Annotated in this window: 22 protein-coding genes, 1 tRNA gene, 1 other RNA gene and 2 pseudogenes; 13 read left to right on the forward strand and 13 right to left on the reverse strand. The window is 69.5% G+C overall.

Annotated features, from left to right (window positions below):
* Window positions 1-127 precede the first annotated feature (127 nt).
* Complete coding sequence (locus tag OG896_RS20760) at window positions 128-556, forward strand: hypothetical protein (protein WP_329367529.1); 429 nt, start codon at window positions 128-130, stop codon at window positions 554-556.
* Between the two features lie 665 nt (window positions 557-1,221).
* Here OG896_RS20760 and OG896_RS20770 read toward each other — a convergent pair.
* Window positions 1,222-1,458: a hypothetical protein gene (locus tag OG896_RS20770; RefSeq protein ID WP_329367531.1), complete on the reverse strand. Its 237-nt coding sequence runs from the start codon at window positions 1,456-1,458 to the stop codon at window positions 1,222-1,224.
* A gap of 204 nt (window positions 1,459-1,662) precedes the next feature.
* On the opposite strand from OG896_RS20770, the gene OG896_RS20775 reads away from it, so the two are divergent.
* Entirely contained in the window at window positions 1,663-4,437 is a 2,775-nt protein-coding gene (locus OG896_RS20775) for a PKD domain-containing protein (RefSeq protein WP_329367533.1), read from the forward strand.
* Window positions 4,438-5,114: 677 nt separating this feature from the next.
* The gene (locus OG896_RS20780; RefSeq protein ID WP_329367535.1) at window positions 5,115-5,339 is read left to right on the forward strand and encodes a hypothetical protein; all 225 of its coding nucleotides are present in this window, start codon (window positions 5,115-5,117) and stop codon (window positions 5,337-5,339) included.
* A 320-nt stretch (window positions 5,340-5,659) separates the two neighbouring features.
* On the opposite strand, the gene OG896_RS20785 is transcribed toward OG896_RS20780, so the two are convergent.
* Together OG896_RS20785 and OG896_RS20790 are read right to left on the reverse strand one after the other, a co-directional pair.
* Window positions 5,660-6,538 carry a DUF7687 domain-containing protein gene (locus OG896_RS20785; RefSeq protein ID WP_329367537.1) on the reverse strand — a complete coding sequence of 293 codons (879 nt, stop codon included), beginning with the start codon at window positions 6,536-6,538 and terminating at the stop codon, window positions 5,660-5,662.
* On the reverse strand, window positions 6,528-6,770 hold the full coding sequence (locus OG896_RS20790) for a helix-turn-helix domain-containing protein (RefSeq protein ID WP_329367539.1): 243 nt from the start codon (window positions 6,768-6,770) through the stop codon (window positions 6,528-6,530). The genes OG896_RS20785 and OG896_RS20790 overlap by 11 nt, the downstream gene beginning before the upstream one ends.
* A gap of 45 nt (window positions 6,771-6,815) precedes the next feature.
* Here OG896_RS20790 and OG896_RS20795 point away from each other — a divergent pair, with 45 nt between their 5' ends.
* On the forward strand, window positions 6,816-7,667 hold the full coding sequence (locus OG896_RS20795) for a DNA adenine methylase (RefSeq protein WP_329367541.1): 852 nt from the start codon (window positions 6,816-6,818) through the stop codon (window positions 7,665-7,667).
* Window positions 7,668-7,768: 101 nt separating this feature from the next.
* Here OG896_RS20795 and OG896_RS20800 read toward each other — a convergent pair.
* The 8 genes and pseudogenes from OG896_RS20800 to OG896_RS20835 all read right to left on the reverse strand — a co-directional run.
* Window positions 7,769-8,215 (reverse strand): annotated as a pseudogene (locus tag OG896_RS20800) (ISAs1 family transposase); the annotation flags it as partial.
* A gap of 133 nt (window positions 8,216-8,348) precedes the next feature.
* Window positions 8,349-9,002, reverse strand: coding sequence for a transposase family protein (locus tag OG896_RS20805; protein ID WP_329367544.1), 654 nt, complete (start codon window positions 9,000-9,002; stop codon window positions 8,349-8,351).
* 273 nt (window positions 9,003-9,275) lie between these two features.
* A complete protein-coding gene (locus tag OG896_RS20810; RefSeq protein ID WP_329367546.1) occupies window positions 9,276-10,667 on the reverse strand; it encodes a UDP-N-acetylmuramoyl-tripeptide--D-alanyl-D-alanine ligase in 1,392 nt (463 codons plus the stop codon).
* Window positions 10,664-11,248 (reverse strand): C39 family peptidase, encoded by a 585-nt coding sequence (locus tag OG896_RS20815; protein ID WP_329367548.1) that lies wholly within the window; start codon window positions 11,246-11,248, stop codon window positions 10,664-10,666. Before OG896_RS20815 ends, OG896_RS20810 begins: the two co-directional genes overlap by 4 nt.
* A 43-nt stretch (window positions 11,249-11,291) precedes the next feature.
* Entirely contained in the window at window positions 11,292-12,389 is a 1,098-nt protein-coding gene (locus OG896_RS20820) for a D-alanine--D-alanine ligase family protein (RefSeq protein WP_329367550.1), read from the reverse strand.
* A gap of 11 nt (window positions 12,390-12,400) precedes the next feature.
* A complete protein-coding gene (gene dapF / locus OG896_RS20825; protein WP_329367551.1) occupies window positions 12,401-13,174 on the reverse strand; it encodes a diaminopimelate epimerase in 774 nt (257 codons plus the stop codon).
* 63 nt (window positions 13,175-13,237) lie between these two features.
* Window positions 13,238-13,777: a DUF6907 domain-containing protein gene (locus OG896_RS20830; protein WP_329367554.1), complete on the reverse strand. Its 540-nt coding sequence runs from the start codon at window positions 13,775-13,777 to the stop codon at window positions 13,238-13,240.
* 98 nt (window positions 13,778-13,875) lie between these two features.
* Window positions 13,876-14,421, reverse strand: a complete 546-nt coding sequence (locus OG896_RS20835) for an ATP-binding protein (protein WP_329367556.1) — start codon at window positions 14,419-14,421, stop codon at window positions 13,876-13,878.
* A 226-nt stretch (window positions 14,422-14,647) separates the two neighbouring features.
* On the opposite strand from OG896_RS20835, the gene OG896_RS20840 reads away from it, so the two are divergent.
* The gene (locus OG896_RS20840) at window positions 14,648-16,018 is read left to right on the forward strand and encodes a sporulation protein (protein WP_329367558.1); all 1,371 of its coding nucleotides are present in this window, start codon (window positions 14,648-14,650) and stop codon (window positions 16,016-16,018) included.
* A gap of 5 nt (window positions 16,019-16,023) precedes the next feature.
* Here the strand turns inward: OG896_RS20840 and OG896_RS20845 are convergent, their stop codons facing one another.
* Window positions 16,024-16,944 (reverse strand): phosphotransferase enzyme family protein, encoded by a 921-nt coding sequence (locus OG896_RS20845; protein WP_329367559.1) that lies wholly within the window; start codon window positions 16,942-16,944, stop codon window positions 16,024-16,026.
* 219 nt (window positions 16,945-17,163) lie between these two features.
* Here OG896_RS20845 and OG896_RS20850 point away from each other — a divergent pair.
* Window positions 17,164-17,518: pseudogene (locus OG896_RS20850) on the forward strand (hypothetical protein).
* A 149-nt stretch (window positions 17,519-17,667) separates the two neighbouring features.
* Complete coding sequence (locus tag OG896_RS20855) at window positions 17,668-18,420, forward strand: hypothetical protein (RefSeq protein WP_329367561.1); 753 nt, start codon at window positions 17,668-17,670, stop codon at window positions 18,418-18,420.
* A 219-nt stretch (window positions 18,421-18,639) separates the two neighbouring features.
* Here the strand turns inward: OG896_RS20855 and OG896_RS20860 are convergent.
* Window positions 18,640-18,727, reverse strand: a tRNA-Ser gene (locus OG896_RS20860).
* Window positions 18,728-18,799: 72 nt separating this feature from the next.
* On the opposite strand from OG896_RS20860, the gene ffs reads away from it, so the two are divergent.
* From ffs to OG896_RS20890, 6 genes are all read left to right on the forward strand, one after another.
* An RNA gene (gene ffs, locus OG896_RS20865) (signal recognition particle sRNA small type) lies at window positions 18,800-18,896 on the forward strand.
* A gap of 163 nt (window positions 18,897-19,059) precedes the next feature.
* Window positions 19,060-21,582, forward strand: a complete 2,523-nt coding sequence (locus OG896_RS20870; protein ID WP_329367563.1) for a DNA polymerase III subunit gamma and tau — start codon at window positions 19,060-19,062, stop codon at window positions 21,580-21,582.
* A gap of 289 nt (window positions 21,583-21,871) precedes the next feature.
* A complete protein-coding gene (locus OG896_RS20875) occupies window positions 21,872-22,207 on the forward strand; it encodes a YbaB/EbfC family nucleoid-associated protein (RefSeq protein WP_103890964.1) in 336 nt (111 codons plus the stop codon).
* A 221-nt stretch (window positions 22,208-22,428) separates the two neighbouring features.
* Complete coding sequence (gene recR, locus OG896_RS20880) at window positions 22,429-23,028, forward strand: recombination mediator RecR (protein ID WP_328465981.1); 600 nt, start codon at window positions 22,429-22,431, stop codon at window positions 23,026-23,028.
* A gap of 163 nt (window positions 23,029-23,191) precedes the next feature.
* Window positions 23,192-23,863, forward strand: coding sequence for a DUF5063 domain-containing protein (locus tag OG896_RS20885; RefSeq protein WP_329374168.1), 672 nt, complete (start codon window positions 23,192-23,194; stop codon window positions 23,861-23,863).
* A gap of 209 nt (window positions 23,864-24,072) precedes the next feature.
* On the forward strand, window positions 24,073-25,347 hold the full coding sequence (locus OG896_RS20890) for an aspartate kinase (protein WP_328465980.1): 1,275 nt from the start codon (window positions 24,073-24,075) through the stop codon (window positions 25,345-25,347).
* Window positions 25,348-25,561 lie beyond the last annotated feature (214 nt).

Consider the following 25,561-nt stretch of genomic DNA (forward strand, 5'->3'; position numbering starts at 1 on the left):
TCCCGTGCGTGCGTGTCCCGTTGTGGCGTGCGACGTATTCCTGCCCAGCGGTCATTTCGGGCTTGACGCGGCAATCACGTACGAGTTCACTTCTCTCGATCGTCAGATCACCAGGGAGGGGAATCTCATGAAAAGGATCACCAAGGCATCGGTGTTCGGCGCCGTCGCCGTCATGGCGTCCGTCGTGCTCGGCGCCACCCCGGCGTCCGCGTCCGCCATGGAGGTGGGCTGCGGCACGACCGGAGCCGACGGCTTTGTCTACGCGTCCAACTGGGCACCCGGCGTCACCAAGCTCAACGTCGAAATCGAGCTCAAGGACACGCTGGCCGACGGCCACCATGTGCAGATCCGCTTCATGAGCAAGGGCCCGGGCCTGGCCACCACCACCCTGTACCAGTGGCATTCCGTCACGTCCGGCAACGGCACGGCCGGCGACTGGGTGAGCAGCGCCACCGACCCCAACGGCATGTACGACATGGGTGTCACGGTCGCCCGCTTCGAGGGCGCTGACCAGCTGAATGCCTGCAGCGTCTGGCTGCTTGAGGGCGCCGCCTGATTTCCCTCCCGGACTCCCCGGAATCCGCCCCCGCCGTGCCCTCGGGCACGGCGGGGTTCCATGCCCCGATCTGGAAATCATCCGTCAATTCAGAGGGCGGAATGAGAGTGAATAGGAGTTTTGTCGTCACCTGAACGTGTGGCGGTGTGGAATCCCGGCCGGTCGGCGGACATGGGCGTGTTGGGCTGGACGTCGTGAGCGAGCGCAAGCCCTACAGGAGCGATGTGAGCGACGAGCGGTGGGCGCTGGTCGAGCCGGTGATCGCCGCGTGGAAGGCCGCGCATCCCTCGGTCAGGGCCATCAGGGCCGGTACGCGCCTGGCCGACCTCGGAATCCTGACGGAGACCGAGCCAGGCTTATTCACCCAGCCCCGGCCGCAGCCGACCGACGTCGTCACGACCTGCCCGCTCGTCCCACACGAAACGAATAATCGGGCACAAAGTCTCATACCGCCCTCTCGGAGTTGAGCTTCCGGCTTGCGACGGTGAAGAAGGTGGTGCGTCGTGCCTACTCGCGGCGTAGCACGGTCCCCTTCGCTTCTCACCGGAAAAGGGCCCTTCGGAAGCACGCCGGATTGATCGTCTCTGCCTTGCGAGTCACCGAGGCACGGCTTGATCTTGATCCGCCAACCGCTCGCGCCGAGATCGCTCGGCTTCTGCACACCATCAGCGAACGCTTCGCAGCCGGTCGTAGGTACCCGCAGCGATGTGCACCGTCTGCCCCGGCACGACGACGTCGGCCGCCTCCTGGACCGTGCAGAACGGCACCGCTTGCGTGCCGGGCCCGCTCTCACCGCACGATAGGCCCTGACCGACGTAGAGGTCGGCCGGGGGCGCATCCGCCGACACCTCCGACAATGGCACCAGACCGGCCGCGACACCCGCCAGCGCCGCCGCCCACACGAAAACCCTCCGCCGGAAACATCGTCCCCACCCCAAGACCCCGCCCGCGTCCTCGACAACTCCCCTTGTCCTTGGGCCTGCTGATAGGTTCTACCGCGCTCTCCTCACGCTCGATCGGTACCCAGGGCGACCCCGCCCGCGTCGAGCGGTGGAGCGCGGTCCCTGGGGGGAACTGTGCACAGATCACGTGTGGTTGGCGTTGCCGTGCTGTCGCTTCTTGTCGGCGGAGGGTTCCTGCCGGGTGCGGCGGTGACGGCGTCCGCCGACACGGGCACGCGGTACGTCGACATCCAGAACGCGTCCTGCTCCGACACCGCTGCCGGTACCGGCACGCAGGCGCAGCCGTACTGCACGCTCCAGGCCGCAGTCGACGCCGCGCAGCCCGGCGACACGGTGCTCGTGTCGGGCTTCGGGGACTATCCGGCCACCACGGTGACGTCGTCGGGCACGTCTGACGCTCCCCTCACCATCGAGGGCGACTTCACGGTCGCCGGGCTCGCCTTCGCCGGCGTCCACGACGTGGCCCTGCGGGACGGGACGGTGACGCTGTCCACCGGTTCCATACGCGTGCAGGACTCCGACGACGTCACGATCGACGGGTTCAACCTCAACGGCGCCAAGGACGCGTCCGTGATCGCGGTGTCGGGCAGCAGCAGCGACGTGACGATCAGTCGCAACAACATCCTCCCCGTGGACGAGGACAGTCCCGTGATCAGCGTGGGCGTGGGCGTACGGCGCACCGTCGTCACCACGAACGACATCGACGAAGGCGAATACGCCGACCGCGACATCGCACTCGACGGAGCTGTGGACACCGCCGTCACCAGCAACAACCTGGGCGGTCTCGCCGACCTCGTCGCGGTCGACGGCGGCTCCACCGGCACCACCGTGGAGAACAACGGGTTCGACCGTGGCCGGATCGAGGTGGGCGCGGACTCCACGGCCACTACCAAGGTCGGCTACAACCTCTACTATCCCCGGGCCGGAGGCGCCGTCTACCGCTGGGCGGGCACCGACTACACCGAGGTCGCCGCGTTCCAGGTCGCCACCGGGCAGGGCGGCCACGACATGGTCGGCGGAACGGCGGGTACCAGGGGCTTCCAGTGGTACGGCGAGGGCAACCCCGGTATCGACTCGGCCGACGCGAACGCGCCCGGCGAACTCGCCACCGACATCCTCGGCTACCCCCGGGTGGACGACCCGCTCACCGCCAACACCGGCACGGGGGCGGGCTACTTCGACCGTGGCGCGAACGAGCAGCGCAACCCGTTCGCGGTCGGCTACCCCACCGCATCTCCGAACCGCATCGCGGTCGGAGCCTCCGTGACGGTCACCCCGCACGACGACAACCCGTGGGGGACCACGGTCAGTCGCACGTACGACTTCGGTGACGGTACTCCGAAGGTCACCTCCACCGCCGGCTCCGTCCGGCACACGTACACTAAGCTGCCCGCCAGCGGGGGCAGCTTCGTGATCACGGTGGACACCGATGCACCCCCAGGGGCCCTTGCCGGGGAACGCCAACTGGTCGAGTCCGTCAGCCCGCAGGCACCCTTCACCGCCGGTATCAGTGTGCTCGCCCTTGACGCGAGCAAGCCGCTCGCCGTGAACGTCACCGACCGGGCCCTGCAGACGGACCCGTTCGAACTCGGCTCCTGCCGGATCGACTTCGGCGACGGAACGCCCGTGACGACCGGGACCTCCTCCTGCCAGGACATGCAGCACACCTACGCCAAGGCGGGCACCTATACCGTCCACGCCGACGAGAACGACCTGGGCGGGCGAACGTCGAGCACCACGGCCAAGGTCACCGTCGGTCCGGTGTTCGTCTCGACCAGCCCGACCCGCATCCTCGACACCCGCACCGGGCTCGGCGCGCCGAAGGCGCAGGTCGCCGCGGGGAAAGTCGTCCATCTGAAGGTCAACGGCGCCGGTCCCATCGCGAACGCCGGCTCCGTGCTCCTCAACGTCACGGTCACGCGCCCGACCGTCGGCGGGCACATCACTGCCTACCCTGGCGGGGCTTCCCAGCCCACCTCCTCGATCCTCAACTACGCCAAGGGCCAGACGGTGGCGAACCTGGTGACGGTCCCGATCGGCCCGGACGGAACAGTCTCCCTCTCCGTCTCCGCCGGCTCCGCCGACCTGGTCGCCGACGTCGAGGGCTACACCACCCTCACCCCCGGCGCGGACGACGGAGGAGTCCTGCTCGACGAGGGCCCTTTGCACAAGGTGTTGGACACCAGGGGCGACAAATCGGACGGCCTGCCCGCGCTCGGCAAGGTCGGCCCGAACTCCTCCCTCACCTTCACCGCGCTGCCCGGCATCGCGGAGAGGAACTCTCCTGAGTACGGGGCGACTGCGGTGGTCCTGGACGTCGTCGCGACCGGTGCGACCTCGCACAGTTACGTCACCGCCTACCGCCCGGGCGACGCGGTACCGACGGCGTCGAACCTCAACTTCGCCACCGGGGAGTCGCGTGCGGCCATGGTGGTCGTTCCGGTCGACGCGAAGGGCCGTGTGTCCCTCTACAACAACGCCGGCTCGGCCCATCTCATCGCCTCGGTCGAGGGCTTCTACGTCCCGTTCGGACCCCATACCGAGCCGTTCAACAAACCTCTGCACCCGATCACGCCGGTCCGCGTGCTGGACACGCGTTCCGGCACCGGCGGGCACAAGGGCGCCATCACGAGCGGCTCCAGCGTGCAACTCGACGTAGCCGGAGTCGCCGGTCTCCCGTCCAATGTCACCGGCGTCCTGATCAACCTGACCGCCGTCGGCTCCAGCGCCAACGGCTTCCTCACCGCCAACGACAACGACGACAACGCCGGTCCGGACGCCTCCACCCTCAACTTCATGGCCGGCCGCACCACCGCCGTCCTCGCATACGTGCCCCTCTCGGGGACCCACCTCAGCCTCCACAACGCCCACGAGTCCGTGAACGCCGTGGTGGACGTCGAGGGCTACTTCACCAACTGACTCCCGAGAGCAGCGGCCTCCTAGCGGCTGCCGAGGTCCCCTGCTCACGGGCATGGGCAGGTCGCCGGCTCGCCGGAACTCCTGAGACCGCGCGTCCAACGGGTCGACGCGTGGGGGCGAGGTGTCTCGGAAGGCCCTCCGCGACTGCCCACAGAAGTGGATACAACCGGGGCCGAGCGGCGGGCTGTAGGCAGCGCAGTCAGGTTCCGAGGCCCGGGCCCGGACCTGGCGTCGGACCGCCGGAAGCGGGCCGCCCGGGCAGGCGGCGAGAACGCGTTCTGCGTCATCGTAGGCACCAGTCAACCGCCGGATTACGTGCGGCGGCAGTGACCGGTGCCACGAACACGTCGTTGGCCCCCGCTGCGAGCAGCGGGGGCCAACGACGTCGTGCCCGGTGAGGCACTGGCGGAGGATACGAGATTCGAACTCGTGAGGGGTTGCCCCCAACACGCTTTCCAATTCTCCCAATCGACTTCCGCCGGGGTCCACGTCCTCCTGACGTGGGACGGAATGCCCGACCGAGTGGCGGCTGAACGTGGCCGGACGGGGGCGAATGAGACCAAGACTGAGACCATGCATGTCCAGGGCGGTTGCAAGTTCCGGGATCGCGTAGATCGTCTGCGCCCATCGGGAGTTGACGTGGCAACAGCACAGGCACGAGACCGGTGATCATCAGGGTGTCTACGCCAGCTGCACAGCGGGGGAACCTCAAGGACACCTCCACCGTCCACACCGGCAACGCGCCGCGGGCGATGGCCGCTCTGCGGAACCTGGCCATCGGCAGGCTACGACTGCCGGGAGCCGACAACATCGCCAAGACCACCCGAGTCATCCGGGACGCACCCGAACACGCCCGCTGGATCTGGGGCATCACCGACAACCCACTCCTACCAGGAACTTGAAGCCGCCCTGATGCATGCCTGCCTGGTCGGCAGGCTCGGCGGTCAACTGGCCCAGATGCCGTCGGGCGAGACACGGCGTGCGAGGTGTCGGCCGGCCTCACTGACTGGGGTCGACCAGGACCCCAGATGCTGATCGCCCACGCTGCATGGCGGGCGGCGTGTTCATTCCCGCCCTCCTCAGGAGCTCGCAGGGCCACGACAGCGCATGCCAGGTGGTGAACGATGCCAGAAAGCCGTGTGCGGGAGAACTGCACGCACGGTTTGAAGCGCCGGGGGATGGGAAACGGACTAACGGCAACCACGCCCTTCCCCGGCCCTACTCAGCTAAAGAGCATGCCCGGCGCCTCTTGGGCAGGGGCAGCGGAAACTCCGCGGACTTGAGCGCTGGTGATGTTCTCCCGGATGATGCGAGGCCATTCGATGAGAATTTCCTTGCCGATGATCAGCTCGTCGAGAAGTCCCATGTAGAGAAGGTCGATCGCTCGGCGGAAGTCAGCCTTCCTGGCTGTCCACTGTGCCAGGCCATCAATGATCGCGTAGTGATTGACGTGGATGCCGAACTGTTCCTCGAATGCACGGACTTCGAGGCCCACAAGGTGCAGCTCGTAGATGGCGTCCGACATCTTTGAGCCGCCGCTGGTCTTTCCCCAGTACTCCTTGATTTCCCAGAGGGCTACAGGGTTGAAAAGGCTCGGGAGTGCACCGTCGAGCCGTCGAGGGGATACCCAGATATGCTTGTCGGACAGCAAGGCGGCTCGGCTTTGGGGGTCGATGTCTACCGTCATTCCGGCCTGCATGCATTCAAGAGTGGTGATCGCGCCGATCGTGCCCACGACGGCCTTGGGGGACTTGTGGTGTCCAGCCAGCTGCACCCTGTAGCTCTGGGGAGCTTCCTCCGAGACGCTGTGAAGCTCCTCTATGGCCTCCTCCTCGCTTCGCAAGAGGGAGAAGTGTTCCGCGGTGACCTGCTCCCGTACGCGGCAGTAGTCGGCGAGCTGGTTGAGCAGGCTCTCCCGGGTGGCCAGGTAGGTGACGAGCACGTCCGCCGCCTGGGTGCCAGCGCGCTCAAGCAGCGTCATGATTTCGCCCGGAGTGGTCGGGCTAGTTCGACGTCGCGATGCTTGCTCAACGACCATGCGCTGCACGTTCCAGAACGGATCACCCCAGTGGGGGGTTGCAAGATCGATGTCACGCTTCAACGGACTCGCCTTCGCCCTCGTCTGCCAGCAGTTCCCCTGGGGGTACGCGGAGGGCACGCGCGATGCGATGGATGTTGATCAAGCTGATGTTGCGCTCCCCCCGCTCAACGCTCCCTATGTATGTGCGGTGGAGATGGGCAGCCTCGGCGAGCTCCTCTTGTGAGAGGCCATGCGCTTCCCGTAGCTTCCTTACCCGGCTTCCAAACCTCGCCAGAGCGTCTCGATCATCCACAATTCTTGTAGACTGCCCGGCGTGATGACGATAGGTCTACAGACGATGAGTAGCATCCGCGTGGGTGAGGCTCGCTCCTTCCTGAAGTGGGCGGGCGGCAAGACTCGCTACGCGGACCAGCTCGTCTCCATCGCGCCGCCGTTCACAGGCAGATACTTTGAGCCGTTCATGGGCAGCGCGGCGGTCTTCTTCGAGCTCGGGCCGGCACGGGCGTCACTCTCGGATGCCAACCAGGAGCTCGTGATCTGCTTTCAGCAGGTCTCGCACGATCCTGAGAAGATCATGTCCCTGCTCGATGAGATGCCGAACAATCGGGAATTCTTCAACGATCTCCGGGCGCAGAACTCCCTGGAGCTGTCCGATGCCGAGCGAGCGGCCCGCGTCATCTACCTGAACAAGACTGGCTTCAGAGGGCTGTGGCGAGTCAATCGCAAAGGAATGTTCAACGTTCCCTACGGGGAGTACGACCGTCCTTACTACAACCGCAAGACCCTCCTCGAAGCTGCGCGGAACCTGCAAGGAGTCGAGATTCAGCAGCGAGACTTCGAAACAGCGCTAGATGAGGCGCAGGCTGGAGACTGGGTCTATCTCGACCCGCCTTACATCCCCGCTGGGGGCTTCTCGGACTTTAAGCGATACACGGCTGAGCAGTTTGGCGAAGAGGATCATCGGCGACTCGCTGCCGCTATGCGCGCGGCTGGCGAGCGGGGGGTGCATGTCACGCTATCTAATAGCGACACTCCACTCAGTCGGGATATCTTCGGTGAGTTCCACCTGACAAGGATGGTCACTCGGCGTGACATCAACCTTCAGTCAGCGAAGCGCGGCAGCTTGGACTTGATCGCCACCAACTACCAGCACTCGAATAGCTTGGAAGAGTCAACTCTCTTCGTTTGATTATTGACGTTGAATTCGTGGGGTCGGCCTGATGGTGGTCATCCCGAGGCGGCACGGCGTCAGGGCGATTGCAAAGTCTGGTGGTCTTGGATCGGTGCTGGTCAGCTGAGCCCGAGGAGGGTCAGTGGCCGCTCGAAGGGGTGGAGGGGCATCTCGCGGAATCCGGCGGCGATGTTGGTGTGGCCGGCGGCGCGGAGCTGGTTGATGGCGAAGCTGCGGAGAGTGGCCATGTTCTCCGGCCCGTATCCGGTGCGGACCTTGGAGGCGTCCTCGCGGAAGGCGGTGTCCCGCACAAAGTGGAGCCGGTTTTCAATCACCCACTGTGACCTCACGATCTTTGCGATGTGCTCAGGAGCGGCCTGGCGGCTGGTCAGGTCGGTGATGACGTAGACGGTCTCGCGGGTGCGTTTGCCGGTCTTGGACGAGGTGCGGTGGCGCACGATCTTCGCGGCCTGGGCAGCGTGCGGGAAGTCGACGCCGGGTTCGGTGATGGTCAGCGCCTGCACCGCGCGGGTCTCCCGGCGCCCGTGGCCCGTGGCCGGTGGAGCGGTCGTGGAACTTCGCTGTCGCTTCGCCCCATGGCAGAATCCGAAGCTGCTCGTACAAGCCCTTCTGGTTCTTCTTCACCGTGAACGCGTAGTGCGCCTTCCGGGTCTCCACCAGGAAGCGGGCGTGGTCACGTTACGTGTGCAGAGCGTCGGCGGTGACCGTCACCCCGGTCAGGTCGTAGGGTTCCAGCAGCGCGGCGAAGCAGGTGATCTCATTCGTCTTGTCCGGCACGCGCAGTTGGGTGACCGTCATGCCGGTGCCGGTCATCGCCGCGAGCAGGTGCGCGGCCGGGGTGTCCGCATGACGTGAGCTGCGGGCGCTCTTGCCGTCCACGGCCAGGGCGTTCGTGCCGGCCGGGTTGTATCCCGGCAGGTCGGCCGGGCCGCCGGGACAGGTGCGGATGATCAGGCGGCGGATGGTGGCCGTACTCGGTGCCAGGCGGGCACCGAACGCAGTCACGGTGCGGGCGCCCAGCCGGGCAACGGTGTCCTGTGGGGCGTTGCGTGCCCACTGGCCGATCGCGGCGAAGGAGCAGGCCCCGGCTACCACGGCCGAGCAGGCCACCAGCATGACGCTCACGAACGGGTGGCGCTTCCCGCGCCGGTGACGCGGGTCGGCCGGCGTCCGCAGCCGTGTCGCCAGCGGGCCGGTCACACGATGCTGACGGACAGGCGACTTGATCAGGCAGACGGTGGCAGACTGACGGCACATCGAAGCTCCGGTTGGCGCAGGCGACTTGGCAAGGCCACCCGCATCAACGGGAGCTTCGTTGCGTTGGTAGCGCACCCGCCAGGCTCCTTCACACGGCCGCGACCAGCACGCCTACAAGATCAACCCGACTTTGAAATCGCCCTGGGCCAGCCGGTTGACCCGCAGGTGACGCCGCTACCAGCAACTGACTGATTCTCGAGGCAGAGACCAAGAGCGAAAGGCGGCCGGAGTTGGTGCCTCTCACTGGCCGCTCTTCGTAGCTATGGGTCTTGATGCCGAGGCACATGCTGCTCGGCCGGCCCGGAGCGCGCCCTGGACACACTCCGGCAGATCGAGGCTTAGGTCGGACTAGCCTTCGCTGTACAGCTTGTCGGCGAAGTGTTCGAGGCCCACGGAGCGGCTGGCTTTGATGAGGATGACGTCGCCCGGGGCGAGGAGGGGGGTGAGGGCGTTCAGGAGGGTGTCGGCGTTGTCCGCTGTGGCGGTCGTCAGGGCGGGGTTGGCAGTGCGGGCGGCTGCCGCGAGAGCGGTGATCTCGGGGGACATGCCGATCGTGACGAGGGTGTGGATGCCGAGCTCTGCGACGAGGCGGCCGATGGTTTGGTGGGCTTCGACGGCCGTGTCGCCGAGTTCCTTCATTTCGCCGAGGACGGCGATGGTGCGGCGGCCCTGGGCGAGGGCAACGAGGGTCTCCAGGCCGGCGCGGGTGGATTCGGTGTTGGCGTTGAAGGCGTCGTTGATGATGGTGGTGCCGTCGGGACGCTCGATGACCTGGAGGCGGCCGGCGGAGATGGGGGCGGCGGCGCTCAATGCCTTGGCGATGGCATCCGTGGCCATGCCCAGGCTGTGGGCGGCGGCTGCCACGGCCAAGGCGTTGTGGACTTGGTGGGCGCCGAGGAGTTGGAGGGTGACGGGGGCGGTGGCGTCGGGGGTGTGGAGGTGGAAGGCGGCGCGGCCGGCGGTCAGGTGGATGTCGGTGGCGCGGATGGTGGCGGTCGGGGCGGTGCCGTAGTAGGTCACGGCGGCTTTACTGCGGTCGGCCATCGCCGCGACCAGGTCGTCGTCCGCGTTCAGGATGGCGATGCCGCCCTCCGACGCTGGTGGGAGCGCTTGGATGAGTTCGCTCTTGGCTTCGGCGATGGCCTGGCGGCTGCCGAACTCGCCGACGTGGGCGGAGCCGACGTTGAGGACGATGCCGATGCGGGGTGGGGTGAGGCCGGTGAGGTAGGCGATGTCGCCGCGGTGGCGGGCGCCCATCTCCAGCACCAGATACCGGGTGGTGTCGTCGGCGCGCAGGACGGTCAGCGGCAGCCCGATCTCGGAGTTGAAGCTGCCGGGGGTGGCGACGGTTGAGCCGTGGCGGGCCAGGACCTGGGCGAGAAGGTCTTTGGTCGTGGTCTTTCCGGCGGAGCCGGTCAGGGCGACGATCTGCGCGCCGGTACGGGTCAGCGCGTGCTGGGCCAGCTGTCCGAGGGCGTTGGTGACGTCGTCCACGACGACGGCGGGTGCGCCGACGGGGCGGGTGGCCAGGACGCAGGAGGCGCCGGCGGCGATCGCCTGGCCGACGAAGTGGTGCCCGTCCACCCGTGCTCCCGATACGGCGACGAACATGCCGCCGGCGCGGACGTCGCGGGAGTCGCTGGCGCTCGGGGCTGTGACCAGCACCTGTTCGGGGTCGGGTGTGTCGTGGACGGTTCCCCCGGTGGCGTCGGCGATCTCGGCGAGCGTCAGCTTGATCACGTGGTGGCGGTCCTCTCGTGCGGTGGGGCGTCTTCGGTCTGTTCGGTGGCGGCCGGGAATCGGTGTAGGGGCGGGAAGGTGATCGCGCGGCCGGTGTACGAGGCCGCTACCCGAGCCAGGGGCAGGCGGTCGTGGGTCTGGCCCCAGAGGGAAGGGTCGCGGGTGAGGATCAGCGGACCGGTGCCGGCGTCGCCGCTGTCTTCGTATCCGCGGGCGATGACCAAGTGGCCGCCCCGGCGGCCGTCTTCGGGAAACTGGCCGGTGATCGAGATGATCAGCGGTCCGGCGGCGAGCCGTTCGGGAAGGTCCTCGGCCGCGACGGGTTCAGCCCGGCCCGGGACACCGTAGGACGCGGCGAGGTCGGCGAGCCCCGCGTGCGCGGCGCCGCGCGGGGTCATGATCTCGTGCTTGACGGCGAGCTTCAGCAGTTCGGTGACGGTCGGCGCCGGACGGCCGTATGCGAGCAGGATCATCCGCAGGCAGGCCATGCCGCACGCCCGGTCCGACCACTCCTCGCGGTCGCCGAGCGCCCACCCGCCGTGCTCCTCCCACTCCTGCGGGGTGATGAGCTGGCGGCACATGGGCACTTGGTGGACGTGCGGCACGCTTACTCCCGGCGGCGAATCAGACGGCAGGCTCCCGGGTGCGGTCCTCGGCGTCCTCGGTACCCAGCGCGGGAGTGGGCAGGGGCACATCGTACGGGCGGCGGGTCAGCGCCTCACGGAGGACGGCCCGGACGGCATCCGCATGGCGCAGCCCGCACGCCTCGGCGCCGACGGCGAAGTTCGATCCGACGGACATGCCGGGGGTGGTGTTGACCTCCAGCGCGTACGGCTGCCCCACCTTGGTGACGAGGAAGTCGATCCTGGCCCAGCCGCGGCAGCCCAGCCCGTCCCACAACGCCCGCGCGTGCCGAAGCACCTCGGCCTCGACGGATGCGGGTAGGTCCGCGGGCCCTACGGTCACGCCCCCGGTGGCGCCGGCGTCGAGCTTGGCGGCGGCGTCGTAGAACTCCGCGTCGGCCACCTCGGTTGCCAGCGGCGGGAAGAGCAGGAGCCCGCCGGGCAGTTGCAGTGCTCCGACGGTCACGGACCGCCCGTAGACGTACTCCTCAACCAGGACCTGCGAGGGGTCGCACGACCACGCGTACTCCAACGCCTCGGCGAGTTTGCTCTCCTGCCGGACCAGCCGCATTCCCACGCTGGACCCGCCGAGAGCGGGCTTGACCATCACCGTGGCGCCCGCCCACTTGAGCTTCTGGCCCGGCCTCCAGGTGTGCCAGGACGGCGTCGGAACGCCCAGCCCGCGCATGAACCGCTTGCACAGAGCCTTGTCCGCCGCCACCGCCGACGCGGCGACGTCGCTTCCGCACACCGGGACGCGCAGGTAGTCGAGGAGCCCCTGCAACCGGCCGTCTTCCCCGTACGGCCCGTGCAGGTTCGGCAGCGCGACGTCGAAGGCGGGCAGGGAGCGTACGAAGCCGGCGTCGCACGGGTCGAGGACGGTGACGTCCGCGCCGATCGCGGCGAGCGAGCGGAGCAGCGCGGTGTCGGAGCGCTGCTCGACGGGGCTCTCGGCGAGGTAGAGGCGGTCCTCGGCGGACAGCCCGCCGTAGACCATCGCCACTTTGAGCGGTGCGGCGAGACCGTCCTGCCACTTCCGTAAAGTGCTGAGTTCTCGGCGCACCGCCGCGCGGTCACGGAAGTCGATCAACGGGGTCATGTGAGTTCTCCTCAGTAGACCTGGGTGACGGGGCCGCCGACCCAGAAGGTGCTGTGGCGCTCGGCATGCGGACGCACCCGCAGCGGTGTTTCCGAGCGGTTGTGGACAGTGGCCTGTCCGTCGGTGACGAGCCCTCGCAGCCGGGCGATCACCACGGCCGCGACCGCGCCGCTGCCGCACGAGAGCGTCTCGGCCTCCACACCGCGCTCGTAGGTGCGGATGCGCAGGTCGTCGGGACCGGTGACCTGGACGAAGTTGACGTTCGTGCCGAGCGGCGCGAGCTGCGGGTGGTGGCGCATCATCCGGCCGCAGCGGTCGGTGTCGACGCGGTCGACGTCGGGGACCACCGCTACGACGTGCTCGGTACCGGTGTGCGCGGCGTCGTACCAGAACGGCCGGCCGTCGATGACTCCCTCGACACGTCGCAGCGCCGTCTCGCCGACCTCGGCCGTGACCCACACCTCGTCGTCCTCGACCAGCGCCTGGTGCTTCACACCGTCCATCACCAGTTCCACCGACCGGCGGCCGTACTCCGCAGCGGCCCACCAAGCGACGCACCGCAAGGCGTTGCCGCACATGGTCGCGACGGAGCCGTCGGCGTTGAGACATGTCACGTCGAGGACGAGCGGGTCGGTGGACGTCACGGCCGTCAGCACCAGGCCGTCTGCTCCGATGCCGGTCCGGCGTGCGCACAAGTGCCGTGCTGTGTCTGTCCAGTTCGTGGTGCCGTCCGGGTCGGGGCGGGAGAGGAGGACGAAGTCGTTGCCGGCTCCGTGGAGCTTCAAGAAGGGCAAGGGGAATCACCGCTTTCGTACGGAAGGGGACTCGTCGGTTCGGCCGGCTCGGACTCAGCTCCGGTCGGCGTCCGACGTGGCCGAGGGCGCCGTCGGCGTGTGGTGGGCGGCCCAGTCGGCGCGGGCGGCGACCAGAGCGGGCAGAACTTCACCGTCCAAGCGGTCAGCCTGCGCGCGTAGTTGCGCGGAGAACGACGCGAGGGCTTCGGGATCGAGGTCGGTGATCCAGCAATCGTCGGTCAGACGCATGTTGACCACCGGCACACGGGCGTCGGGAGGTTCGGCGTAGGGAGTGCAGTCGATGCCGCCGTGGAGGATCTCGACATCGGCGGATCGGCCACCGGGGTGGGAGGGGCTGTAGACCCGGAGGGTCTGGCCGGCGAGCGGGGAGTGGTGGGTGATGTCGGCCAACCGGACCTTCAGGTCGGTGCGGTGGATGCCGGTCTCGCTGGGGTCGTCGGTGGCCCAGTACGGGAGGTGGCCTTCGGTGGTCTGGCCGTCGAGGGTCGTGATCCGCCAGCGGCGCGCGGCACCGGAGCGCGGTAAGTCGGCTTCGTGTGCACCGTCGGCGAGTTGGTCGGGGGCGGTGGTCATCGTGGTTCGCTTCCTTGCTGTGGTGCGCGGGTCGATGCCGAGAGGCGGTGGCGACAGGACGTCCGGGGTGAGAGCCGCTGCAACGTCCGAGTGCGGGCTCACGCGCTCACTCCCGTGACCGCACCGGAGAGCGAGCACGGGGATATGGCCCGTGGCCGCGCCGTGTGAGGTGCTCCTCCGCACGCGTCTGCACGCGGCCTCACCCACGACGACGGAAGCGCCAAGCACGCCCATACCAACTTTCCGGGTGGGCCGGCGGTGTAGAGGAACCCCCACGTGCCGCCGCTCAGCTCGGCGACGAGGTGCAGACCCCGACCGCTCTCCGCCTTGTCGGACGGAATCCGGAGCACGGGAGCTCGTCGGCTCTCGTCGTACACGGCCACGTAGAGGCACTCCTCGTGGGTGCGCAGATCCACGGCGCATACGGGTGCTGCTGCGAGGCCCTGCTCCGGGGCGCGGCTGCCCTCACCCGTGTGCCGGACCGCGTTGGCGGCCAGCTCGGTCACGACGACGAGTGCGTCGTCCAGGACGTCACCGGGCACGTCCCACGTGCGGAGTACGTCGCGGGCATGGCGACGGGCGTGCGGGACCGCACTGGGCTCACAGGTCAGATCGAGTCGGCTGTGGTGACTTGCGGAAGCCATCGGTTCACCTCCTTGCTCACGGGACGGGCGCTGGCGGCGTCCGGCCGCTTCGGCGTATCCGCAAGTCAACGGCCGTGCGAGGCCAAGCGGCAGCGTTCATCGGGGAGTTCGCGTGTACGGGAGGTTCGGCGCGCGGAGAGGGGGTTCGCCGATGAACCCCCTGCCGCGCGCCGTCGCTGCGTGACAGCATTGCCACGTGCCGTCACCGTTCGATGGCAGGGGGATCATGGACAGAGAGCCCAACCACCGGCTTGCCATGCTGATGGCGGAGGCCGGCGCGTCCAACAAGGGCCTGGCCCGCCGTGTGCGCGATGTCGCGATGCGACACGGAGTACGCGCCGGTACCACGCACGTGTCGGTGCAGCGCTGGCTCGACGGCGCCGGCATCCAGGCGGACAACGCGGCCTACGTGGCCGAAGCGCTCAGCGCCAAGCTAGGCCGCCGGATCACCGCTTCCGACCTCGGTTTCGCCGGACTTACGATCAGGCCGGCACCTATCGGAACCAGTTACGCCGCCTCCCTCGCCGACGCGCTCGGCGTCCTCGACGGCCTGACGCAACTCCGGCCGGAGGAGAAGCCGCCCGCCGAGGAGCTGCTGCGCGACAACGAGGTCGACTCCGCCGTCCTGTCCTGGATCGTCTCGCGCCCGGACGGGTTGCCGACCGGCGGAGCTACGTCCCGGCGCATCGGCATGCGGGATGTGGCAGCCGTACGCACGGCCAACGCGATGTTCATGCGGCTGGACTTCCTTTTCGGCGGCGGCCACGGCCATGCCGCGCTCCGCCACTACTTCCGCCAGGAGGTCCTGCCACTGCTGAACGGTGGCTACTCCGAGAAGGTCGGGCAGGCACTCTTCACCGCGGCGGCCGAGATGGGCGAAGTCCTGGCGTGGACCGCCTACGACGTCGGCAACCACCACCTGGCCAACCGCTACCTGCTCGCCTCGCTCCGCCTCACTCAGATCACCGACGACCGCATGATGGGCGCCACGATCCTCGCCAACATGAGCCATCAGGCGAACTACTTGGGAAAACGCCCGAGAGCCGCCCGGCTCGCGCGTGCGGCTGTCGAAGGAGGCCGCCACAGAACAACTCCCCGTGCCCGCGCCATGTTCGCCGCCCATGAGGCGCGTGCCCTGGCCAACTCGCATGACCTCGTCGGGGCTTCGCGTGCCATGAACGAGGCGGAGCGCCACTTCGAACAGGCGGAATCCGCCACCGACCCGGACTGGCTCGCCTACTTCGACGAGGCCGAGCCGATCGGCGAGTTCTCGCACTGCTTCCGCGACCTCGAACGTCCCACCGATTCCCTCCGGTTCGCGCAACTCGCCGTCCAGAAGACCGCGCCCCAATACGCCCGCACGCTCGCGTTCTGCCGGATGGTCCTCGCGCAGAGCCAGTACCTGAACGGCGACGTGGACGCCGCTGTCGACACCCCCACGACGGCAGTGCGGGAAGGGGAATCCGTGCAGTCGGCCCGATTCAGGCACTACGTCGCCGAGTTCCAGCGGAAGATCTCACCGCACGCGTCGAGCGCCGTCGTGTGCGACTTCAACGAGCATGTGCGGCTCGCGCTCGCCGAGCAGGACGACGAGTAACGGGCCTATCCAGGTTGCCAGTTGCGTGGTGCGTGGTCATCCCGCAGCGACGCGATGCGCCGGCCGTACTCCGCGGCGGTCTCCGCGCTCACCCGGACGTTCTGCATGAGCCAGGTGGTCATCTTGAACTCCTGGATCGCGCACAGCGTCTCGAAGCCCGGCCACTCCCGCAGATCACGGCCGTACGCACCACTGAACGCCGCGTACTGCTCGTCGGACACCCACCCGAGACGGTCGTACTCGTGAGCCGCGACCATGAGATCCCATTCACCGTGGTCGCGGCAGAAGGTCTCGAAGTCGATCAAGTGGACACGACCCTGGGGATCGACCATCAGGTTGTTCGTGTGGGCGTCGCCGTGAACCGGGCCGCTGGGTAGCTCGAAGTCCAACTTCGCCATCAGGCGGCTGAGTTCGACCCGGCGTCTGCGCAGGAAGTCGCGGTCCTCCTCCGGGATACCGACGGCCCTCTCAATCCTCAGCGCCGAGCGGCCCAGAGCGTCGAACGGCGGCAGATCCAGGCCACGGGGCACCGGCAACGCGTGAAGGTCGCGCAGCACCGCGCCGAGCTCACCGTACGTCGCTTCCCGGTCGCCTTCCTCGATCAGGTGCCAGAACGTGACCGGGTGGCCGGACACCACGACGGCCTGTTCGACGTCCTCCACGATCCGCGCGGCGGGAAACCCCTCGGCCGCGAGCCACCGCGCGACCCGCACTTCCAGGAGTGCCGCTTCCCGGTACTCCTCGGAGCGCGCGATCCGTACGATCACCGGGCGTCGGACCAGCCGGAACAACGCGTTCTCGCCGAGCCGGATCAGGCGGGCGCCGTCAGCGTCCAATCCCACGGCGCGGCATGCCTCCGCCGCCACCTGATGCGCTCGCGCCGAGGTGAATCCCCCATGCCCGAGCGCGGCTTCGGACGACGGCATTCCGCCACCACTTTCCAGGTTCGTTCCATGACGTGCCGCGAGGTGTCGGCGACACGAAAAGATCATCGCGTGCCGTCTCTGCCTGCCCGTCCGACGGTATCCGACTCGTGTCATCGAGCCCTCACAGCAATGGATGGCATTCGGCCGCACAACTCCAAGCGCACGATCGACTCGTGGACGCGCCGCTGCTCACGGGCGGTGTCGGTGCAGGCCGTTAGCGTGCCGGGGGTGGGAACGGGCAGCAGTGACACAGTCTTGGTCGTGGTGCGGGGCAACAGCGCGTCGGGGAAGTCCTCGGTCGCGGCGGGGCTGCGGGCGGGGTTCGGGCGACCACCGCGGCGGAACGTACGCGTACTACCTGGACGTGCCGTTCGAGGAGACGCTGCGCCGGCACGCGACGAAGCCGCAGGAGGGGGAGTACGGCGAGGCGGAGATGCGCGGCTGGTACCGCGCTGCCGACCTGCTGCCGGGTGGCGGTGAGACGGTCATCGGCGCGGACAGCACCCTCGCGGAAACCGTAGACCGCATCCTGCGCGCCACGGGCCTGGCCGGCCCGCGGGACTGGGAGCGCTGACGTGGCCGGGTCGCGGAAAGTCCTGGACGCGAGCGAACACAACCAGAACCGCAACCGCAACCATGAGAGGCAGCGCGTCAAAGCACCGGCCACGCTGGATTCGGGCGACCGATGACTCCGTACATGCGTTCGTCGTTAGGCTGCGAGGCGTGGCGGAGCATGTCGGGTTCGGCGCGAGGCTGGCGTGGGTGCTGGACCATCGAGAGCTTGGCGTCGAAGAGTTGGCGGATCGCGCTGGGCTGAGCGCAGAGGATGTTCGAGCGGTGATTGCTGGGGCGGCGCCCGGCGAGGGACCGCTGCGGCGGCTCGCTCCCGCGCTGGGGTTCCACACCGTCGATCTGCTCATCCTTGCGGGGCTCGCGGTCCCGGACGACCTGGCGCCGCTGGACGTTGGAGCGGAGCGGTGGGCGCGGGATGCCCTGCTGGACGTGGTGCGTATCCCAGCGTCCATGCGCGGTGAACCCCTTCGGGTAGCCCGTTCGCTGCCCCAGGAGGAAAGGACTGGGGGCTTCACGCCGAAAGGGCTCGCGCCTCTGGTCGATGAGCCGGGTAACAAGGTCATCCGTATGCTCCGCTACCGCAACCTGGGCTGGTCAGGCATGGCGCACGCCCTGGCGTTCGTGACGCCGACCTACCTGTCGGCGGCCACGTACGGCGTGATCGGCTCCGGTCGCAAGGACCTCACCCCCAGACTGATCACTGACTTCGCCGTCCTGCTGGGGATCGACGCCCGCGAACTTGCCGCGTTCACCGGGGTCGATCTGGGCGAGGTGTCATTGCCGTCTCCGGAGGGAGCGGACGCCGCGGCGCTGCTGTGGGAGTTGCGACGCCTCACCGCCGCCCAGGCACAGCACGTCGCCGAGTTGGCGCGCTCCCTGCGCGGAGACTCCCGCAACGGGTGAATGACCGACCTGCCCGGGTCGCGACGTACGCCAGTACCCGGCTGTGGGAACGGCGGCGGGCGGCGATCACGACCGCGCGGCAGCGGGGCCTCCGCATCCGTGCGGATACGGCCTGGATCTTGATCATCGGTGGAGTGAGGGCCGGCGTGTGTGCGGCCGTGAACGTCGAAGGGCCCCGCCTTGCGGCGGGGCCCTTCGACGTCGTGCCCGGTGAGGCACTGGCGGAGGATACGAGATTCGAACTCGTGAGGGGTTGCCCCCAACACGCTTTCCAAGCGTGCGCCCTAGGCCACTAGGCGAATCCTCCGGGGGAGACATTACAGGGTGGAGGGGGGTGGGAGCGAACTCGTTCGGAGGGCGGGGGGTGGGGTAGGGTGGGCGCAGCCCCTCACGTGGCGCTATCTCGCTGAACTCCCCCAGGGCCGGAAGGCAGCAAGGGTAAGTGGGCTCTGGCGGGTGCGTGGGGGGTCTTCGCATGCCCGGGGGTGTTTTCGGGTCCGGGTGGGGCGGTGTCGGGGCGGCGAGACCTCGGCCGGATCGCGGCAGGACCGTAGTCGGACCCGGGTGGGACCCGAGGCGGACCCGTGGTGGGGCGCGGGGTGGGGCGCGGTGTCGGTGGGCCCGGCTAGTCTCGGAGGCGTGTCACTCGCTCTGTATCGCCGCTACCGTCCGGAGACCTTCGCCGAGGTCATCGGGCAGGAGCACGTCACCGACCCGTTGCAGCAGGCGCTGCGCAACAACCGGGTCAATCACGCGTACCTGTTCAGCGGCCCGCGGGGGTGCGGGAAGACGACGAGCGCGCGGATTCTGGCGCGCTGCCTGAACTGCGAGCAGGGACCGACGCCGACTCCGTGCGGGGAGTGCCAGTCGTGCCGCGACCTGGCGCGGAACGGCCCGGGGTCGATCGACGTGATCGAGATCGACGCGGCGTCGCACGGCGGTGTGGACGACGCCCGCGATCTGCGCGAGAAGGCGTTCTTCGGGCCGGCCGGCAGCCGGTACAAGATCTACATCATCGACGAGGCCCACATGGTCACGTCGGCGGGGTTCAACGCGCTGCTGAAGGTGGTCGAGGAGCCGCCGGAGCACCTGAAGTTCATCTTCGCGACCACCGAGCCGGAGAAGGTCATCGGCACGATCCGGTCGCGTACGCACCACTACCCGTTCCGGCTGGTGCCGCCGGGGACCTTGCGGGACTACCTCGCCGAGGTGTGCGGCCACGAGGCGATCCAGGTCGAGGACGGGGTGTACCCGCTGGTGGTGCGCGCCGGGGCCGGCTCGGTGCGGGACTCGATGTCGGTGATGGACCAGTTGCTGGCGGGCGCGAGCACCGACGGTGTGACGTACGCGATGGCGACGGCGCTGCTCGGTTACACGGACGCGGCGCTGCTCGACGAGGTCGTGGACGCGTTCGCGTCGGGCGACGGCGCGGCGGTCTACGGGATCGTGGACCGGGTGATCGAGGGCGGGCACGACCCGCGCCGGTTCGTCACGGACCTGCTGGAGCGGCTGCGCGACCTGGTGATCATCGCGGCCGTGCCGGACGCGGTGGAGAAGGGGCTGATCGACGCGCCCCGGGACGTGGTCGAGCGGATGCAGGCACAGGCGTCGGTCTTCGGCGCCGCCGAGCTGAGCCGCGCGGCCGACCTGGTCAACACCGGACTGACGGAGATGCGCGGCGCGACCTCGCCCCGGCTCCAACTGGAGCTGATCTGCGCCCGGGTGCTGCTCCCGGCCGCGTACGAGGACGAACGCTCGTTGCAGGCGCGGCTGGAGCGGCTGGAGCGCGGGGTCAGCCTCGGCGGCGGCCCGGCGAACGCCGCGACGGCTCCCGGCGGCGGGCCCGGCTACGGTGACGCGCCCGGCGGCCCGGCCCAGGCCGGCGGTGTCGCGGGTCCGGGTGGCGGTCCGGCGTACGGCGGCGGTCCCGCGGGCCCGTCCGGTCCGGCGGCGGCGAGGGCCGCACTGGGCCGTACAGCAACGGGCCCGGCGGCACCCGCACCCGCACCTTCATACGCACCCGCGGCTCCCGCCCCCGCGCCCGAGGCGCAGCAGCAGCCCGCGGCCCCAGCGGCCCCCGCGTCGCCGCCACCCGCGCCCGTACCGCCGGCACCGCCGGCACCGCCCGTGCCGGACAGCGGGGACGCGGCCCCCGACCCTTCCTCCGCCCCGCGCCCGGGTGCGTGGCCGACCTCCGCCGCGCCGGGTGCGCCCGCCGCCTCCCCCGCGCCGGCCCCCCGCCCGGGCGCGTGGCCGACCACGGCCGGCCCGTCCCAGCCGAACCCTCCGCACCAGCAGACGCACCAGCAGGCGCACCAGCCCCCGTCCGGCCCGCCGGCCGGAGCATCCGCGCCCCCGCCCGCCCCCGCGGCCACCCCCGCGCCCAGCGGCCCCATCGGCGACCCCTCCCGCGTCCGCGAGCTGTGGCCGCAGATCCTGGAGGCCGTCAAGCACCGCCGGCTCACCTGGATTCTGCTGCTCAACAACGCCCGGGTGGTCGGCTTCGACGGCGAGACGCTGCAACTCGGCTTCGACAACCTCGGCGCGCGCAACAGCTTCGCCAACGGCGACAGCGAGGACGTGCTGAAGCAGGCGATCGGCGCGGTGACCGGGGCGAGGTGGAAGATCGAGACCCTGGTCGACCCGGGGGGCGGCGGCAGCGACGGCGGCGGGCGAGGCGGCCCCGGGGGTGGTGGCGGCCGCGGCGGTCCCCCTCGGACGCAGGCACCCGGCGGCCCGGGCGGCCCGCCACAGGGCCAAGGCCAGGGGCAAGGCCAAGGACAGAGCCAGGGCCCGGCAGGTCAAGGCCCCGGCCGACCGCCCACCGGTCAGCAGCCGAACGGCCAGGGCGGCGCGCCCTCCGCGTACGGCTCGGCCCCGCCCGCCGCCGCCCCGCCCGCCCCTCGCCGGGAGGGCCAGGGCGGCACCGCCGTGCCCGGCCCCGGCGGCGGCCAGGGCGCCGGCCCGGGCATGGGTTCGGGTGCGGGCGACCATCGTCCGTACCCCGGCGGCTCCTCCTTCGCCGAACCCCCGCCCCTCGAGGACGACATCCCCGAGGAGGACGACCCGGAACTGGTGGATTCGGCACCGGCTCTCAGCGGCCACGACCTGTTCATCAAGGGGCTCGGCGCGACGGTCATCGAGGAGATCAGCCACGACTGAGCGCGGGTGCGCACCGGCGTCGGCGGGCGTACGCGCACAGGCCCGCGCAGAAGCCCGTGCACCGGCTCGCGTACACGTACGGGCACGGCTGCGACGTGGGTACGGCGGTGCGTGCGACCAGGGGAGGGGTGCGCGCCGCGCCGATCCTCCGTACGGCGTAGGGCGCTGGGCCGTACGAGCACGTAGGCTCGCCCTGTCACGTAAAACACGCGGCAATCCCGTAAAACCCGTAGAGCCGCAGTACTCGCAGGGCCCGTAGACAACAGACGGCACAGGCAGGAGCGATTCCGTGATCCCCGGTGGTGGTCAGCCGAACATGCAGGCGCTGCTCCAGCAGGCGCAGAAGATGCAGCAGGATCTCGCGGCGGCCCAGCAGGAGCTGGCCGAGACGACGGTGGAGGGCTCGGCGGGCGGCGGCCTGGTGCGGGCGACGGTGACGGGTGCGGGCGAACTGCGCGGGCTGGTCATCGACCCGAAGGCGGTCGACCCCGACGACACCGAGACCCTCGCCGATCTGGTGGTCGCCGCGGTGCACCACGCGAACGAGTCGGCGCAGAAGCTCCAGCAGGACAAGCTCGGCCCGCTCGCCCAGGGGCTGGGCGGGATGCCCGGGCTGCCGTTCTGAGCCTGAGCCGGCGCTCCGCCTGACGTCGTTCTGCCGGTTCGGTCGGTTGGACCGGTTCTGCCGGTTCGGCCCGTTCGACTCGGTCCGGCGCTCAAGGTCCGGCCGCGGTTCCCCGCCCCGGACCCCGATCCCCGGCTCCCGACCCTCACCCCCCGACCCCCGACCCCCGACCCCCAGGCCAGAAGCTCCGTGGGCCCCGAAGATCCGAAGGAAGGCACGGCGTGTACGAAGGCGTGGTGCAGGACCTGATCGACGAGCTGGGCAGGCTGCCGGGCGTGGGGCCCAAGAGCGCGCAGCGGATCGCCTTCCACATCCTGCAGGCCGACCCGGCCGACGTACGCCGGCTGGCGCACACGCTCTCCGAGGTCAAGGCGAAGGTGCGGTTCTGCGCGGTGTGCGGGAACGTCGCGCAGGAGGAGCGCTGCCGGGTGTGCAGCGACCCGCGGCGCGACCCCGCGGTGATCTGCGTGGTCGAGGAGCCCAAGGACGTGGTGGCGGTCGAGCGCACCCGGGAGTTCCGCGGGCGGTACCACGTACTGGGCGGCGCGATCAGCCCGATCGAGGGTGTCGGCCCCGACGATCTGCGGATACGGGAACTGCTCGCCCGCCTCGCCGACGGCACCGTCACCGAACTGATCCTGGCCACGGACCCGAACCTCGAAGGCGAGGCGACGGCCACGTATCTGGCCCGCATGGTGAAGCCCATGGGTTTGCGCGTCACGCGACTGGCCAGTGGACTCCCGGTGGGTGGCGACTTGGAGTACGCGGACGAGGTCACGCTGGGGCGGGCCTTCGAAGGGAGGCGGTTGCTGGATGTCTGACGCCGTGGTGGACGAGGACGCGCGGGCGAGGAAGAGCGGGAGCGGTAGGAACGTGAGCGTGGCGGGCAAGGACGTGGCGGGAGCGGGAGCAGCCGCGGGCAAGGGCGGTACGGGCACGGGCGGCCCTGCCGCCGGCAGGAGCGGTGCCGCGGGCGGGAGCGCCCTGCCGGGCCGGCCGGACGCCCCGGGGCCGACGCCGGAGCCGCAGGAACCGGACGAGTTCGCCGTCCAGATCAGCGACCAGATCGAGAGCTTCATCCTCTCGGTCCGCGAGGTCGCCAAGGGCGACGACCCGGACAGCGCGGTGCCGTACCTGCTGCTGGAGGTCTCCCAGTTGCTGCTGGCCGGCGGGCGGCTCGGCGCGCACGAGGACATCGTGCCGGACGAGCGGTACGAACCGGACGCCGGTCCTGAGCCGGACGAGGACGACCTGCGGCAGCGGCTGGCCACGCTGCTGGAGCCGATCGACGTGTACTCGGAGGTCTTCGACCCGTACGTGCCGCGGTCGACGCCGGTGGCCTGCCGGATCTCCGACGACCTGGCCGACGTGGTGGCGAACCTGGCCCACGGCCTCACGCACTTCCGGGCCGGCCGGGTGTCCGAGGCGCTGTGGTGGTGGCAGTTCTCGTACCTGTCGAGCTGGGGGCTGACGGTCAGCGCGTCGCTGCGCGCGCTCCAGTCGCTGGTGGCGCACGTACGGCAGGACAGCCCGCTGGACGAGCTGGACGGCCTGGACACGGGCGGCGACGAGGACGAGGAGCAGCTGGCGCGCGAGGCGGGCCGGGTGATGGAGGCGGAGCTCGGCACGATGGGGTTGCGCCGCCGCCGGCAGTGAAAACCCGGTGATCGCCCGGTGCGCGCCGCCGCGCGCGGTGGTCACCCGGTGCGCGTGGTGATCGCCCGGTGCTCGCCCGCCTCCGTATGGCGGTGATCACCTGGTGAACCCTGTGTCTCAGCATGTGATAAGGGCGGGGCGGTCGCGGGCGGCTCGTTAAAATGGGCCGACCGCATTCACCCTTGATCCACCCTGAGCGAGGAGCGCACGTGGGCCTTGTCGTGCAGAAGTACGGCGGCTCCTCAGTCGCCGATGCCGAAGGCATCAAGCGGGTCGCCCGCCGAATCGTGGACACCAAGAAGGCCGGCCACCGCGTGGTCGTCGTGGTGTCGGCGATGGGCGACACGACCGACGAACTGATCGATCTCGCCGAGCAGATCTCACCGATCCCGTCCGGCCGCGAGTTCGACATGCTGCTGACCGCCGGTGAGCGCATCTCGATGGCGCTGCTGGCGATGGCGATCAAGAACCTCGGCCATGAGGCGCAGTCCTTCACCGGCAGCCAGGCCGGCGTGATCACCGACTCGGTGCACAACAAGGCGCGGATCATCGATGTGACGCCGGGCCGTATCCGGACCGCGCTCGACGAGGGCAACATCGCGATCGTGGCCGGGTTCCAGGGTGTGTCGCAGGACAAGAAGGACATCACCACGCTGGGGCGGGGCGGCTCGGACACCACCGCGGTGGCGCTGGCCGCCGCGCTGGACGCCGAGGTGTGCGAGATCTACACGGACGTCGACGGGGTGTTCACCGCCGACCCGCGGGTGGTGAAGACGGCCCGCAAGATGGACTGGATCGCCTTCGAGGACATGCTGGAGCTGGCCAGCTCCGGCTCGAAGGTGCTGCTGCACCGCTGCGTGGAGTACGCCCGCCGCTACAACATCCCGATCCACGTCCGTTCCTCGTTCTCCGGGCTTCCGGGCACCTGGGTCAGCAACGAACCACCCCAAGGAGACAGGCCGATGGAGCAGGCGATCATCTCCGGCGTTTCGCACGACACGACCGAGGCGAAGATCACCGTGGTCGGGGTACCGGACAAGCCGGGCGAGGCCGCGACGATCTTCCGGGCGATCGCGGACGCCGAGATCAACATCGACATGGTGGTGCAGAACGTGTCGGCCGCGGCCACCGGGCTCACCGACATCTCCTTCACCCTGCCGAAGGCCGAGGGGCACAAGGCGATCGAGGCGCTCACCAAGGCGCAGACGGTGATCGCCTTCGACTCCCTGCGCTACGACGACCAGATCGGCAAGCTCTCGCTGGTCGGGGCCGGGATGAAGACCAACCCGGGGGTGACCGCGACCTTCTTCGAGGCGCTGTCCAACGCGGGGGTGAACATCGAGCTGATCTCGACCTCGGAGATCCGGATCTCCGTGGTCACCCGGATCGACGACGTGAAGCCGGCCGTGCAGGCGGTGCACTCGGCGTTCGGGCTGGACAGCGACAGCGACGAGGCGGTCGTCTACGGCGGCACCGGCCGCTGAACGTGCTGGTGAACGGCTAGGCCGTGTTTTGGAAGTAGCGCCGTCCGCCCAAAGGGCGGGGCCCGTGGCGTCTGGTGCGTGCGATCGCAAGGCGGAGGGTTGTCCTCGTAGTGGGCCTACTCGGACAAGCCCGACAACGAAGCGAGCGTGCGTGCCAGGCGCCACGGGCCAGGCGGGACTTCCAAAACACGGCCTAGTGTTCTGAGTCGGGAGT

Source organism: Streptomyces sp. NBC_00669 (assembly GCF_036226785.1).
In the GTDB taxonomy this organism is placed as follows: domain Bacteria; phylum Actinomycetota; class Actinomycetes; order Streptomycetales; family Streptomycetaceae; genus Actinacidiphila.

Coding starts and splice junctions, on each gene's coding strand:
- OG896_RS20760 (WP_329367529.1), top strand. CDS start 128: ATGAAAAGGATCACCAAGGCATCGGTGTTCGGCGCCGTCGCCGTCATG.
- OG896_RS20795 (WP_329367541.1), top strand. CDS start 6,816: ATGAGTAGCATCCGCGTGGGTGAGGCTCGCTCCTTCCTGAAGTGGGCG.
- OG896_RS20815 (WP_329367548.1), bottom strand. CDS start 11,248: ATGTGCCGCCAGCTCATCACCCCGCAGGAGTGGGAGGAGCACGGCGGG.
- OG896_RS20820 (WP_329367550.1), bottom strand. CDS start 12,389: ATGACCCCGTTGATCGACTTCCGTGACCGCGCGGCGGTGCGCCGAGAA.
- OG896_RS20830 (WP_329367554.1), bottom strand. CDS start 13,777: ATGACCACCGCCCCCGACCAACTCGCCGACGGTGCACACGAAGCCGAC.
- OG896_RS20835 (WP_329367556.1), bottom strand. CDS start 14,421: ATGGCTTCCGCAAGTCACCACAGCCGACTCGATCTGACCTGTGAGCCC.
- OG896_RS20840 (WP_329367558.1), top strand. CDS start 14,648: ATGGACAGAGAGCCCAACCACCGGCTTGCCATGCTGATGGCGGAGGCC.
- OG896_RS20845 (WP_329367559.1), bottom strand. CDS start 16,944: ATGCCGTCGTCCGAAGCCGCGCTCGGGCATGGGGGATTCACCTCGGCG.